The organism is Candidatus Williamhamiltonella defendens (genome assembly GCF_900699045.1).
Lineage (GTDB): Bacteria > Pseudomonadota > Gammaproteobacteria > Enterobacterales > Enterobacteriaceae > Hamiltonella > Hamiltonella defensa_A.
In genome coordinates, this window is sequence record NZ_CAADHL010000001.1 from 67150 (window position 1) to 81903 (window position 14754).

14 protein-coding genes and 1 pseudogene are annotated in these 14754 nt (G+C 38.6%); 7 read left to right on the forward strand and 8 right to left on the reverse strand.

Annotated elements, in window-relative coordinates:
- Positions 1 to 15: 15 nt before the first annotated feature.
- The 7 genes and pseudogenes from pheS (at position 16) to ldtD (ending at position 7252) form a co-directional block, all read left to right on the forward strand.
- Positions 16 to 999 carry a phenylalanine--tRNA ligase subunit alpha gene (pheS, locus tag CICURV3402_RS00275; RefSeq protein WP_158379395.1) on the forward strand — a complete coding sequence of 328 codons (984 nt, stop codon included), beginning with the start codon at positions 16 to 18 and terminating at the stop codon, positions 997 to 999.
- A 13-nt stretch (positions 1000 to 1012) separates the two neighbouring features.
- Positions 1013 to 3412: a phenylalanine--tRNA ligase subunit beta gene (pheT, locus tag CICURV3402_RS00280; RefSeq protein ID WP_158379781.1), complete on the forward strand. Its 2400-nt coding sequence runs from the start codon at positions 1013 to 1015 to the stop codon at positions 3410 to 3412.
- Between the two features lie 5 nt (positions 3413 to 3417).
- Entirely contained in the window at positions 3418 to 3720 is a 303-nt protein-coding gene (locus CICURV3402_RS00285) for an integration host factor subunit alpha (protein WP_158379396.1), read from the forward strand.
- 30 nt (positions 3721 to 3750) lie between these two features.
- Positions 3751 to 5077 (forward strand): annotated as a pseudogene (gene mukF / locus CICURV3402_RS00290) (chromosome partition protein MukF).
- A gap of 173 nt (positions 5078 to 5250) precedes the next feature.
- Positions 5251 to 5418, forward strand: coding sequence for a chromosome partition protein MukE (locus tag CICURV3402_RS07420; protein WP_407079057.1), 168 nt, complete (start codon positions 5251 to 5253; stop codon positions 5416 to 5418).
- A complete protein-coding gene (locus CICURV3402_RS07425) occupies positions 5387 to 5596 on the forward strand; it encodes a chromosome partition protein MukE (RefSeq protein ID WP_407079042.1) in 210 nt (69 codons plus the stop codon). Before CICURV3402_RS07420 ends, CICURV3402_RS07425 begins: the two co-directional genes overlap by 32 nt.
- Positions 5597 to 5701: 105 nt before the next feature.
- Entirely contained in the window at positions 5702 to 7252 is a 1551-nt protein-coding gene (ldtD, locus tag CICURV3402_RS00305; protein WP_235667565.1) for a L,D-transpeptidase, read from the forward strand.
- Between the two features lie 8 nt (positions 7253 to 7260).
- On the opposite strand, the gene prlC is transcribed toward ldtD, so the two are convergent.
- The 8 genes from prlC to rpsK form a co-directional block, all read right to left on the reverse strand.
- On the reverse strand, positions 7261 to 9309 hold the full coding sequence (gene prlC / locus CICURV3402_RS00310) for an oligopeptidase A (RefSeq protein WP_158379397.1): 2049 nt from the start codon (positions 9307 to 9309) through the stop codon (positions 7261 to 7263).
- A gap of 55 nt (positions 9310 to 9364) precedes the next feature.
- A complete protein-coding gene (gene purC, locus CICURV3402_RS00315) occupies positions 9365 to 10081 on the reverse strand; it encodes a phosphoribosylaminoimidazolesuccinocarboxamide synthase (protein ID WP_158379398.1) in 717 nt (238 codons plus the stop codon).
- Positions 10082 to 10122: 41 nt separating this feature from the next.
- Positions 10123 to 11199: an outer membrane protein assembly factor BamC gene (gene bamC, locus CICURV3402_RS00320; protein WP_235667566.1), complete on the reverse strand. Its 1077-nt coding sequence runs from the start codon at positions 11197 to 11199 to the stop codon at positions 10123 to 10125.
- Between the two features lie 19 nt (positions 11200 to 11218).
- Complete coding sequence (gene dapA / locus CICURV3402_RS00325; protein ID WP_158379399.1) at positions 11219 to 12118, reverse strand: 4-hydroxy-tetrahydrodipicolinate synthase; 900 nt, start codon at positions 12116 to 12118, stop codon at positions 11219 to 11221.
- 138 nt (positions 12119 to 12256) lie between these two features.
- The gene (gene rplQ, locus CICURV3402_RS00330; RefSeq protein WP_158379400.1) at positions 12257 to 12652 is read right to left on the reverse strand and encodes a 50S ribosomal protein L17; all 396 of its coding nucleotides are present in this window, start codon (positions 12650 to 12652) and stop codon (positions 12257 to 12259) included.
- Positions 12653 to 12690: 38 nt separating this feature from the next.
- Positions 12691 to 13683, reverse strand: a complete 993-nt coding sequence (locus CICURV3402_RS00335; RefSeq protein ID WP_158379401.1) for a DNA-directed RNA polymerase subunit alpha — start codon at positions 13681 to 13683, stop codon at positions 12691 to 12693.
- 25 nt (positions 13684 to 13708) lie between these two features.
- Entirely contained in the window at positions 13709 to 14329 is a 621-nt protein-coding gene (rpsD, locus tag CICURV3402_RS00340) for a 30S ribosomal protein S4 (RefSeq protein ID WP_158379402.1), read from the reverse strand.
- Between the two features lie 30 nt (positions 14330 to 14359).
- Positions 14360 to 14749, reverse strand: a complete 390-nt coding sequence (gene rpsK / locus CICURV3402_RS00345; RefSeq protein WP_158379403.1) for a 30S ribosomal protein S11 — start codon at positions 14747 to 14749, stop codon at positions 14360 to 14362.
- Positions 14750 to 14754 lie beyond the last annotated feature (5 nt).

Below are 14754 nucleotides of genomic sequence, written 5' to 3' on the forward strand. Positions count from 1 at the left end.
TATCAAGAGAAAATAATGACAGATCTTTCAGATTTTACGGCGAATGCTCAAAAAGAAATAAAAAACGCTCAAAATACAGAGGCATTAGATCTAATACGAGTCTCTTATTTCGGCAAAAAAGGATATTTTAATATTCATATGGCTTCTTTGAGTCAGTTATCGGTTGAAGATAAGCCTGCCGCAGGCCGTGTCATTAATCAAGCCAAAAAGCAAATACAACAATGGCTTGATATTCGAAAAAAAACACTACAATCTGAGTTGTTAGCTCTGCGTTTATCTTCTGAAATCCTTGACGTCTCATTGCCAGGTCGCCGATTACAACATGGCGGGCTCCATCCCGTGACACTGACAATTCAACGCATTGAACATTTTTTTAAAAAATGGGGATTTTCCGTCGAATCAGGACCAGAGATCGAAGACAGCGAACATAATTTCGATGCCCTCAACATTCCTCATCACCATCCGGCTCGCACAGAGCAGGATACCTTTTGGTTTGATAGTGAGCGACTATTAAGAACTCAGACTTCTGGTGTCCAAATTCGTACCATGAAAAAAAAAGGCCCTCCCATTAGAATCATCTCGCCTGGACGCGTTTATCGTCATGATTACGATCAAACACACACCCCCATGTTTCATCAAATGGAAGGATTAATCCTCGATTCAGACATCAGTTTTGCAAATTTAAAAAACACCTTGCAGTGTTTTTTACAGTATTTTTTTCAAAAAGATCTTCCGACTCGTTTTCGTCCTTCTTATTTTCCATTTACTGAGCCTTCCGCAGAAGTTGATATCATGACCCAAAATAGTCAATGGCTTGAAGTATTAGGCTGTGGCATGGTGCATCCGAATATACTAACCAACCTGCATATTGATCCTGAACATTATTCAGGTTTTGCATTTGGAATTGGGATAGAACGTTTAGCTATGATAGCTTACGGTGTGACGGATTTAAGGGCTTTTTTTGAAAACGATGTCCGTTTCCTTAAACAGTTTAAATAAGGCATTGATTTTTATGAAATTCAGCGAATTTTGGTTACGGGAATGGGTGCAGCCTGAAATTAATACAGAAATATTAATCGAACAACTCACTATGGTCGGTTTAGAAGTAGAAACCGTTGAACCTGCCGCGCCTCCTTTTTCTGGTGTGCTGATTGGTCATGTGCTGGAATGCCATCCTCATCCGAATGCTGACAAATTAAAAGTCACTAAAATTCATCTGGGACAAGATAGATTATACGATGTTGTCTGTGGTGCCCAAAATTGCCGGCCAGGCTTAAAGGTCGCGATTGCCACAGTAGGCGCTGTGTTACCCGGATCCTTCAAAATAAAAAAAACAAAACTCAGAGGTATAATCTCTGAGGGCATGCTGTGTGCTTTTGATGAACTTGGGATCCCATCAGATGAAACAGGCATTATTGAGTTGCCTGAGAACGCGCCAATTGGGATAAGTTTTCGCGAATGGCTGCATCTTGATGACAATATTTTTCAAATCAATGTGACCCCGAACCGTTCTGATTGTTTAAGTATTTTAGGAGTGGCACGTGAAATCGCCACAATCAACCGCTTACCTTTGCTTGAACCCAATATCAATAAGGTCACAGAAAAGATTCAGGAAAAAAGATGGATTAGGGTAGAAGCCCCTGAGGCTTGTCCTCGTTATCTGGGACGAGTGATAAAAGGGATCTGTGTTAAAGCAAAAACGCCTTTCTGGATGCAAAAAAAACTTAAGCGTAGTGGCTTACGTTTGATTGACCCCGTTATAGATGTCACTAATTACGTACTTTTAGAACTTGGACAACCGCTCCATGCGTTTGATTTAGAAAAAATCGAACACGAAATTATTGTGCGTTGGGCAAAAAAAGGGGAAGAACTCACTTTACTTGATGGCCGTACCCTACATCTGAATCCGAAAACACTGGTGATTACAGATCACACCAAAGTCTTAGCATTAGCAGGCATTTTTGGCGGTCAGAATTCTGGGATCACTGAACAAACCGAACACCTTTTTTTGGAATCCGCCTTTTTTCACCCGACAGCGATTGTGGCTCAGGCTCGTCAGTATGGATTGCAAACAGAGGCGGCTCATCGTTATGAACGAGGTGTTGATCCTCAGTTACAATATAAAGCGATTGAGCGTGCAACTCAGTTATTGATAGAGATTTGTGGAGGTGAAGTCGGGCCAATTATTGATGTCAGCAGCCCAGCCATACTCTCTAAAACACAACATATCACCCTGCGCAGCACAAAATTAGATCGTTTACTGGGCTATCAGATTAAGTTTGATCAGGCACTAGATATTTTGCAGCATCTTGGTTTTCAAATTCAAGAAAAAGAACATACGCAAGGGGCCTATCGTTTGCAATTGAGGCCACCTAGTTGGCGTTTTGATATCACTCTCGAAGAAGATGTGATAGAAGAAATCGCCCGTATTTATGGGTATCACCGTATTCCGGAGACACCCATAAAATCGGAGCTATCTATCGGGTCATCTTCTCAAAACGAATGCGCCCTCACTCGATTTAAAACATTGTTAACAGATAGAGGGTACCAAGAGGCCATCACTTACAGTTTTGTTGATCCTAAAATTCAATTGCTCTTGCATCCTGATGAAGACGCTCTTTTTTTACCTAATCCGATTTCTGCTGATATGTCTGTCATGCGATTATCGCTCTTAACTGGCCTGCTTTGTGCCGTCGTTTACAACAAAAACCGACAACAAACCACTCTACGCCTTTTTGAAAGCGGGTTACGTTTTATTCCGGATAGCTCTCAACCTTTAGGAGTTAAGCAGGAGCAAGTACTTTCAGGCATAATCACGGGGAAACGTTTTCCAGAACATTGGGATTTTTCAAGCCAGCCTCTTGATTTTTACGATATGAAAGGGGATTTGGAAGCGCTTGTAGATCTGAGCGGAAAATTACCTCTGATCCAATTTAAAGCGGAACCTCATTGCGCTTTACATACAGGGCAAAGCGCCGCTTTGTATCTCAACGAAGAAAAAATAGGATGGATGGGACTCATCCATCCGAAATGTGCTCAAGCGTTAAGTCTCAAAGAGAGCCCACTCGTGTTTGAAATAGAATGGAGAAAATTAACAGATTCTGTGACACCATATGTTAAAAAAATCTCGTGTTTCCCTTCTAATCGCCGAGATATTGCGATCATTGTTGATGAGAAGATCCCTGCGGAAGAAATATTAAAAGAATGTAGAAAAGTTACCGTAAATCAGATAGTTGATGTAAACTTATTTGACCTTTATCAAGGTGAAGGGGTAAGTAAGGGCTATAAAAGTCTTGCTATCAGTTTAGTGGTGCAAGATGCAGAGCACACGCTAAAGGAAGATGAGATCGCTGCTACCGTTGCGACATGTGTATCGGCTTTAAAAAAGAAATTTCAAGCATCCTTGAGGTAATTAAGATGACCATTACTAAAGCTGATATTTTAAATGATGTATCTGAAAAATTTGGTTTAGAGCCGAAAGAGAGTAAAGATCTTTTAGAATTATTTTTAGAAGAAATACGTTGTATTCTAGGGGATGAAGAGTGCTCTGAGCTTAAATTTTCTGGTTTCGGTAATTTTAATTTAAGAGATAAAAAAGCACGACCGGGCCGTAATCCAAAAACCGGCGAAGATGTTCTTATTAAAAAACGCAGAGTCGTTACTTTTCATGCAGGGTTAAAATTAAAAACGTTGATTGAGTACAGTAATAAAATGCAGTAAGTTAAAAAATAACCAATAAATTGGTTGAACATAAGTGAAATTTTTCAAAGCATAACCGAGAGGGTCAGCTTAATACGACAAAATCATTTTTCTATTATATTGCTACCTGATTGCTTTGCTCTTCTTGTAGCGATTGCGACTTTAAATATCGAGCGATTGGATGGAGAAATCAGCGCAGGTGATCTGATAGACATTTTTATCTAGCCAATAAAGACGTCGCACAAACTCATTAAAATCCGTTAATTCGTGCCAATAATGCTATTAATGATATGGTTCACCAGCGTTTACTCAGTCGTTTTACAACTCTACAGGCAGAAGATTATGCAATTTATCGCTTAACCATTTTGGGTATTAGCATCACAGATTATGATATTCGTCAAAAAGAATTTTTGACATTACGTCTTTCGATACAACTGTTAGTAATGGCCAAAGAAATAGAGCAAGCAGCGAATGTTTCATAAAAAATGCGACGGAAAGAAGATTACTGGCGCCAGTATGATTTCGCTACTTTGAAATACTCTGTATTAGACATGCTTGACTATATTGATATGACCCAACGAGCGATGGATGAGCATAAAATAGTATCAAAAAAGAGGGGGCTGCCTACATCAAGGCTAGCGTACGGCAATTGCCAGCTGCGAGATACTGCTGTCCGAAACGTCTATCATCTTACTCGAGTTACAAGATACTTTAGAGGAAGCGGGAGATCAGATTCAAACACACTTGTTACGGATTCAATCTGCTGCGATGAATCGCTCTGAATTAGAGTACATTGATAAACTTATTTTTACTTTGCAACCCAAACCAGATCGCACCATCAGTTGGGGTCAATAATCTATTGATTTATGGATTGGCTATGTATGATTGTCATGTGTATAAATTTATTCGAACTGCGATTGATATTAATAAAAATCAAGTCTTTGCGCAAATATTGCGTCGTTCGATACAGAAATATTTTTATCATCCTTTGGCATTAACCTTTTCTGATGCTCTGCGTTTATTAAATATACGTGATCAACAATCATCCAGACTCTCTAATATAGAGTCCATAGGAGAGCTTCCCTCGGAACTCAAATTTGAAGTATGTCATCTGATCAGAAGCAAGCTGATCTGGCTCATTGAAAAGGCCTTGATGGTGTATCAACAAAAATCGATTCCTCTTCATTTAGGGAAAATACTAAGAGATTATCTTGCAAAATATCTAGTTTCTCAACATTTTGAGGTGGCTCTGATCTTGGTTGATCGCGCCCTACAACTTAGCGTGGCTTCAGAAGATTTTTCTGGATTATCAGTTTAATGATTGCCCATTAATGATTATGGAGCACAAGTGCAGGCACATGTCATCGATCAATATTGAACACATTATGCCAGTGAAACTGGCACAGGATTTATCGAACTCATTATTCCCGAATGTAGACAGCTAACTACGTTTAGGAAGACATGTAGGAATGGATGAATTAGAAAATTACTGTTTTTGATAGATTTTCAAGAGCCATAGAGACATTTTACTGTCGATATCACATTGAATTAATTCGCGCACCTGAAGGTTTTTTATTTACGGCCTCGTTTCAGTACCCTGATCCCCGCTCCGTGTTGCCAGCATCAGATATGATCTTGGGTAAAATTTTATGTTATCTATATCTCAGTCCTGAGCGTTTAAACAATCATGGCATCTTTAGTGATGCAAGAGCCTTATAAAGAATTAATTACCCTTTCTGATAAAAACTGTTCAAATTTAGATAAACAAAAATTACAAGAAAGAGTCAGCACTTCTCTTAACCATTTGAGGTGGCTCGCATTGGTTAGAAAAATTTTTCAAAATAATAAACACGTTCATCTCTTTGGTCTAACAGGTTTTTCCGGAGAACTGTCCTAATGCTTTTGAGTATTCAGAAAAAATAAAAATAGATTGATGAGTATAAAAAATCTCTTACAGTCAATGCTGTTGTGTTGGTCATTATATAGCTGCTCGGTGATTTTAATGTTGACACCTCAATTGAGCTCAGCAGAGCATCCGTTGAAAGTCGTCGATTCTATCGATGAGCGTGAACGTGCCTTATTCAGTCAATTACCTGAACGAATCAAACTCTATTCTTTATCAATATTATCTGAGTTTTATCAAAAAAATGCGCAGGAACCCCTATGGCAAGACCCGATGGCTATCCAAGATTTTAAGCAACAACTTTTGGAAGTGGCCCTATTAAGGATAAATCCGCAGTTTTCAACATGGCTGGAATATCTATCCGATCCAAACATCACAGGAATAGCACGTGACATCATTTTATCTGATGCGATGTTAGGGTATTTGTATTTTATCTCCTCCCTCACTTCTGAAGAAAAAGTTTTGTTATATAGACCTCCCTTAAATTCAGACAAACAGGGCTACCAGATTATGCAGGCTCCTGAAAATAAAATTACCTTATGGAAAAAAGCTATTTATAAAAAAGAGACATATCATTATGTAAAATCATTAGCACCACAGCATCCTCAGTATCGTAAAATGCAGGCGGAATTACTTAAATTACTTTCGGATAACTCCCCTTGGCCAAAATTGACTGAACGGGTTTATTGGAGAGAGGGGTACAGAAGTCAAGATATCTCTAATGTGAAAAAAATATTATACCGTTTAGGTATAGGAAATATGTTACTCACAAACATAGATTCACAGGTCTATAGTCATGATCTCGTCATGGTAATCAAACAATTTCAAAAAAATAGAGGCTTACCTTCTGATGGTATAATTGGCATTAAGACCAAAAATTGGCTCAATGTATCACCCAAAATATTGGCGAGATTACTGGCGCTCAATATGCAAAGATTGCGTTTCACTCCGGCTGATATCCAAACAGGGATTTTAGTCAATATCCCTGATTATTCACTCAATTACTACGAAGAAGGAAAGATAAAATTATTCTCAAAAATAATAGTTGGTCGTCCTAATAGAAAAACACCTGTGATGCAAAGCGCGATCAAGCAAATTGTGATTAATCCTGATTGGAATGTGCCTCACTCCCTAGCAAGAGAGGATATTCTCCCCCAAGTCATCAAAAATGTCGATTATCTTAAAGAGCACAATTATCGCATACTCTCGAGTTGGAGCCAAAATGCAGAGGTCATCGATCCAGAAAGTATCGACTGGGAAAAAATTTCAATAGAAAATTTTCCCTATTATCTCCGTCAAACCTTAGGACCAAACAATCCTTTGGGGCATTATAAATTTAATATGCCGAATCAATATTCTATTTTTTTACATGATACTCCTAATAAAGCGATGTTTCGACGATACAGACGAGCAGGCAGCTCAGGGTGTATGCGTGTACAAAAAGCCTCCGAACTGGCTCGCATATTACTTAAAAAGACAGGTTTAACCGACGCAGATATATTGAATTTTCTTAAAGAAAATAAAAGTATCTACCGGAATACGCTTCCGCGTATTCCGGTTTGGTCGTATTATCTCACTGCTTGGGTTTCAGAAGACGGAGCCACTCAATTTCGTACCGATATTTATCATTATGATCAAAGTGTTTTATAAGTTTCCTGTTATTTGTCGCATATCCCATAGCTGCGTAGCATAGCCTCCAATCTGGGTTCACGACCGAGAAAACGTTTAAAGAGCACCATAGGTTCTTCTGAACCGCCTTTAGAGAGGATTTCTTCAAGAAAAGATTGACCCGTTTTAGAGTTAAATATACCTTCTTTTTCAAAACGAGAAAATGCATCTGCTGCTAATACTTCTGCCCATAAATAGCCATAATAACCTACCGCGTAACCTCCCGAAAATATATGCGTAAAGGAATGTGGAAAACGGGTCCAAGGAGGCGTAGGTATGACAGAAATTCTTTTTTTTACTTCGCGCAATTGAGCCAGAACCTGTGTTCTTTTGATAGGATCATATTCATGATGTACACAAAAATCGAATAAGGCGAATTCTAATTGACGAATGATAAACAAGGCCGATTGATAATTTTTTGTGGCCAAGAGTTTATTTAACATTTTTTCTGGTAGGGGTTCAGTCGTTTCATAATGCCCTGAAATAAACGTCAATGCTTCTGATTGCCAGCACCAATTTTCCATAAATTGACTAGGTAATTCTACCGCATCTCTCGGTACACCATGTATCCCAGAGACGCCTGGTGTTTCTATTGTGGTGAGCATATGGTGTAACCCATGACCAAACTCATGAAAAAGGACAGTGACTTCATCATGAGTGAACAGGGCCGGCCTGTCTTCGATAGGACGACTAAAGTTACAGACTAAGTAGGTGACTGGCTTTTGTAAATGACCATCACTAAAACGTAGTCTATCAATACATCCATCCATCCAAGCACCAGCACGTTTATGTTCTCGTGCATAAAGATCTAAATAGAAACTGCCATAGTGCTCGTTATTTTTTTCATTCAATACTTTAAAAAAACGCACATCGGGATGCCAAGTATCAATATCATAGCATTCTTTTATCTGAATACCATAAATACGTCGTGTGACTTCAAATAACCCCTCTAAAACACGTTGCTCTGGAAAATAGGGCTTTAATTCTTCATCACTGATAGTGTATAAATGCTGCTTTTGTTTTTCAGAGTAATAAGCAATATCCCAAGCTTGTAATTCATCCACACTATAATGCGCTTTTGCAAAAGTACATAATTGTGCTAGCTCTTTTTCCGCTTTCGGACAAGCAAGTTTGGCGAGATCCTCTAAGAAATTGCGTACCTGTTCTGGCTTGTCTGCCATTTTAGTACTTAAAGATTTTTCAGCGTAATTTGCAAAACCCAATAAATGCGCCAATTCATGACGGAGGGCCAGTATTTTTTCCATGATTTCGCTATTATCCCATTGACCAGCATGAGGCCCTTGATCTGATGCTCGAGTCGAATAAGCCTCGTAGATTTCTTGCCGGAGTTGACGGTTATCTGCATAGGTAATAACAGGCAAATAGCATGGCATATCTAAGGTTAATAATGCCCCTTTTTTTTGTTTTTCTTCCGCTTGTATTTTGACCAGACTTAAAGCACTTTGAGGTAATCCACTTAATGAGGCAAGATCGTCAATTTGTTTTGTCCAACCCATACTTGCATCCAAAACATGGTTACTGTAGGCAGAACTTAATTTGGACAAACTAGCGACTATTTCAGCATAGCGTTTTTTGGCCTCAGGTTCTAAACCAATACCTGATAACCGAAAATCACGTAACTGATTTTCAACTGATTTACGTTTAGGAGCACTGAGCTCAGAAAAATGTGCACCTGATTGTAAATTGAGATAAGCCTCATACAATTGTTCGTTTTGCCCTATCCAAGTACTGTACTCAGATAATAATAATACGCATTGCTCATAGGCGGCTCTGAAATCTCTGCTATTTTTAACAGAATTGAGATGGCTGATAGGCGACCAAACACGGGACAACCGATTATCTAATTCTGATAAAGGCTGGCAAAGATTATCCCAAGTAAACATTTTTTTTTTGGCAATCAAATTTTCTACCTGTTCACGACATTCATTGATCACTGTTTTTATTGCAGGCACAATATCTTCCACACGAATTTTTGAAAAAGGGGTAAGATAAAAATGCGTTAAAAGTGGATTTTGCATAAAATGCTCTAATAATTTGATATTGATGATGCTTGTTGAAAAGAGAGCATCGATTTTATTGATTTAATGGAACCCCAATACGTTTAGCCACTTCTTCGTAGGCCCCAATAAGGCCGCCTAAATTTTGTCGAAAGCGATCTTTGTCCAGTTTATTTAAGGTTGTCTTATCCCATATACGGCAGCCATCCGGTGAAAACTCATCCCCCAAAATGATCTCTCCTTTGAACAAACCAAACTCTAATTTAAAATCAACCAAAATTAAATCCGCGGCATCAAATAAGGGACTTAATACGTCGTTTACCTTGTAGCTTAATTCTTTCATTTTGACTAAATGAGCGGTGCTGGCCCAACCGAAAGTCTCGCAGTAAGATGCAGTTATCATTGGATCGTGCAGGCTGTCATTTTTTAAAAACAGCTCATAGATAGGAGAATCGAGTAAAAGACCTTCTTGAAGAGCTAACCGTTTTGCTAAAGAACCTGCAGCGCGATTTCTTATGACAGATTCGAGAGGAAACATATCCAATTTTTTAACCAGCAGTTCATTCTCTGATAGTAAATGTTCGAGTTGTGTTGAAATACCCGCCTCTTCCAGTTTTAGCATAATAAAATGGTTAAATTGATTATTAATAATTCCCTTTCGATAAAATTGTTCTATACGTTTTCCATCCAGTGCGGAAGTATCATTGCGAAATTCTAACACAAGAAAGTCAGGGTTTTCGGTGGCGTAGACTGTTTTTGCTTTTCCACGGTAGACTTCAGACAATTTTTGCACTTTTATCGCCCTATGAAAAAAAGGGGGGTAGATGATATGATTTATTTTTCTGTTTCTGTTTCACTAAAAACCGCCTTAAAAACCGGTACCAAATCATTATTATCAGATTGCATTAAAGTCTGTCCGTTAGAATTTATAAACTGTAAACTGCTATAATTTTTTAAATCTACCAACTGTAATTTATACTCACCTGGTTTTAAACCCGGTTTTTTGATACCCATTTTTTCCCACTGTTCATTGCTGACAGGTTTATAGATCACTGAGAAAGTTCCTTTTGAACGACGGCTTTCTGTTATTACCATGCCTATTTTCTTTATCGCTACAGGTAAACGGTCCAAAACGGTTAAATAAGATGCACCTATCAAGATATTAGGCAACCCATTTTCATTACTACTTAATTGTACGTCTAAACTTCCTGCTTTATGTATGACTCGTGTGTTTTCTGTATCTACTTGAGTTTGGTACAAACCTTCGATAATAGTGTTTAATACTGTGTTGTTATAACGTTGGATATAATTAGAATCAGTGATTTTTTTCTCTCCCTGATGTAGTTCAAGGGTCCTTAGTATTAATCTTTTTGGGCATTCATTTTGTTTCACACTGATTTCATAACGCCCTGAAAATAGAGGATTTTCATTCATATTTTTCCATATAATCCAATCGGTTGTTAGTGTTTGATCGTGATTATTCTGATTAACAATAGGAAGGTTTTTTTTCTTTATTATATTGAGAACTTCTAACCATAAATTACCGGGGCTATCCTCTAAAAATAACGTGCTAATTCCATTAGCAGATTGACTCTGGGAAGCCTTAATTAAGGCCAAAATTTGTACAGGCGGACGAATATCGACTTGTTTTCCAACAGGCTCTTTTTGTGTCACATCAGGAACATAATAATTGCTTTGTTTTAGAGGTAACATCAGACCTTCAGGTGATTTAAGTAATATCAGTTTTGGAGTATTAAGATAATATTCTTCTCCTTTTATAGCTGATTTTGTCTCAGATTCCATCTCATGTTTAGCATTTAATTTTTTTGCACAGACCGTTAACAATAAACTTAAAAAAATAATCAGCATTTTGGGGTTTAATTTTATTTTCATAAGTTTTTGTAAAAACATTCGCAATTTCCTTAAAAAATTAAAGTAAACCAGTACTTTTTAATGCCGCCATTACTTGAGGTTTAGCCGATTCAACTAAACGAGTCATAGGTAAGCGTAGAGTATCAGTCTTGATTAATTGTAACTTGTAACAAGCCCATTTCACTGGAATTGGATTTGACTCAATAAATAAATAATGGTGTAAGGGAGACAGCTTTTGGTTTAAAATTCGAGCTTGAGAAAAAAGCCCCTCTTGAGCCAACGCACAGAGCTTATTCATTTTGGCAGCTGCGACATTCGCTGTCACTGAAATAATACCTTTTCCACCCAGTTCCATAAAGTCTAAACCAGTTGCATCATCACCGCTTAGAAGAATAAATTCTTCATCGTCAATCAAAGATTGGATCTCACTGACACGATTTAAATCACCACTGGCTTCTTTAATACCAATTATATGCTTAATTTTAGAGAGTCTTGCAACCGTTGAAGGCAGGAGGTCACAACCAGTACGTGAAGGAACATTATAAAGAATCTGTGGGAGCTCGGTGCTTTCTGCAATCGCTTTAAAATGCTGGTATAACCCTTCTTGGGTAGGCCGATTATAATAGGGCGTCACCGTTAAACAAGCAGAGACAGCTGTATTATGGAAACGTTGTGTCAAAGAAATGGCTTCTTCTGTCGAATTAGCCCCTGTACCAGCAATGACGGGGATTCGACCTGATGCAAATTCCAAGGTTTTTAATACAACATACACGTGTTCATCATAATTTAAAGTTGCAGATTCGCCCGTTGTAGCAACGGAAACAATCGCTTGCGTTTTTCTCTCGACATGATGCTCCACTAATTTTTTTAGACTGATTTCATCCAAACGGCCTTTGTTGTCCATAGGAGTAACTAATGCCACAATACATCCGCTAAAAACACCTGTTTTAGTTAACATTAGTCGTCCTCTAAAAAGGTAAATGTAGACAGGAAACTGTCTTTAAAACTTGAGCAATAATTTAGATCTTCTATTGCTATTTTTAGAAGCAAAAAATATAAAAACCGTGCTTCCTCGATTTTTTATCTATAGATACATTTATGCATTTGTATGTGTGGTAGGCTCTGGCTCTGATACAGATCGATCAAGTAATTCAATATAAGCCACAGGTGCATTATCTCCTGCCCTGGAACCGCATTTTAAAATACGGGTATAACCACCCGCTCTGCTCACAAAACGCGGCCCAAGTTCATTAAATAATTTCACTACAATGTAGTTATCACGAATACGGGCGAATGCCAATCGACGATTAGCAACGCTATCCGTCTTGGCAAGAGTAATTAATGGTTCAACAACACGACGCAATTCTTTAGCTTTTGGTACAGTTGTTTTGATTCTTTCATGAAGAACCAAAGAACTAACCATATTACGAAGCATAGCACGACGATGGCTACTATTACGATTGAGTTGACGACCACTTTTACGATGTCGCATGGAACCTTATCCTTCTCAGTAAAACATTATCTTGTATATCATTGCTCATCAAAAAAATTTGCCGGTGGCCAATTTTCTAGGCGCATATCTAAAGATAGAGCTCGTGAAGCCAATACATCTTTAATTTCAGTAAGAGATTTTTTACCCAAGTTAGGCGTCTTAAGTAACTCAACTTCGGTACGCTGTACTAAATCACCAATATAGTGAATGGCTTCTGCCTTCAGACAGTTAGCAGAGCGAACAGTTAATTCTAAATCATCGACAGGACGCAACAAGATAGGATCAAATTCTGGCTTTTCTTCTTTCAGCTCTGGTTGACTAACATGATGTAGGTCAATGAACGCCTCTAGTTGCTTAGCTAATATGGTGGCAGAAAAACGAATCGCTTCTTCAGGATTGATCGTACCATTAGTTTCCATATCAATAACTAGTTTGTCTAAATCGGTTCTTTGTTCTACACGTGCTGCTTCGACAACATAAGAAATCCGCTCTACAGGACTATAACATGCATCTACCAGTAGACGACCTATTGGACGCTCATCTTCTTCTAGATTCATTCTAGAAGAAGCTGGAACATAACCGCGGCCCCGTTGAATTTTTATTTTCATGCTAATAGAAGCATTTTCATCGGTCAAATAGCATATGACATGCTGCGGCTTTACTATTTCCACATCACCATTATGAATAATATCAGCAGCAAGCACAGGGCCTATGCCAGACTTACTCAAGGTAACCGTAACCTCTTTTTTACCTTTAACTTTCACCTTCAAGCCTTTCAGGTTAAGCAGAACTTCTAAAATATCTTCCTGCACACCTTCTTTAGTGCTGTATTCATGAAGCACACCATCAATTTCAACTTCAGTGACGGCATAACCCTGCATAGATGAAAGCAAAATACGACGTAGCGCGTTACCGAGAGTATGGCCGAAACCACGTTCTAAAGGTTCAAGGGTTATTTTAGCGTGACTCGGACTGATTTGCTCGATATTTACCAAGCGCGGTTTTAGAAATTCTATCTCAGAACCCTGCATTGTGTCCTCTCTTTGATACTAAACTTTACTTCGAGTAAAGTTCGACGATCAAGTGTTCATCGATACCACCAGATATAACGGCACGTTCAGGAATAAACTTAAACGTACCGATCATTTCAGAAGAATCTATCTCCAACCAACTCAGCTCTTCACGTTGTGCAGCCAGCTGAAGTGATTCTTTAATACGAGATTGTTTTTTTGCTTTCCGTCTAACACTGACTCTATCATTAGGAGAGACTAAAAAAGAAGGTATGTTAACAACACGATCGTTAACTAGGATAGCTTTATGTGTAACCAGCTGGCGCGCCTCAGCACGCGTTGCTCCGAAGCCGATACGATAAACGACATTGTCCAAACGACGTTCTAGTAGTTGTAACAAATTTTCACCTGTATTACCCTTTAAACGTGCAGATTCTTTATAATAACTATGAAATTGATGTTCTAAAATACCATAAATACGACGAACTTTCTGTTTTTCACGTAGCTGCAGCCCATAATCAGACATCCGAGGTTTACGCGTTCCATGTTGCCCAGGTGGTTGATCAATTTTACACTTAGTTTCAATCGCACGAACTCCGGACTTAAGAAATAAGTCCGTGCCTTCGCGACGGCTCAGTTTGAGCTTAGGACCCAAATATCTAGCCATTTTTTTCTCCAACAAAACTAAAAATCGGCTCTATACCCGACGCCTTTTGGGCGGACGACAACCGTTATGAGGAATAGGGGTCATATCAGTAATACTAGTAATTCGATAACCCGATGCATTAAATGCGCGAACAGTAGATTCACGCCCAGGTCCTGGGCCTTTCACTATAACTTCCAAAGTTTTTATACCATAATCTTTTACCGCCTCAGCACAGCGTTCTGCTGCAACCTGTGCCGCAAATGGCGTAGATTTACGAGAACCCCTAAAACCAGATCCTCCTGCTGTTGCCCAAGCTAAAACGTTTCCCTGACCATCTGTGATGGTAACGATAGTGTTATTAAAAGAAGCATGAACGTGAGCGATACAATTAGGGATTTGCCTCTTTATACGTTTATGCGCACGAATAGGTGCCTTTACCATTATGA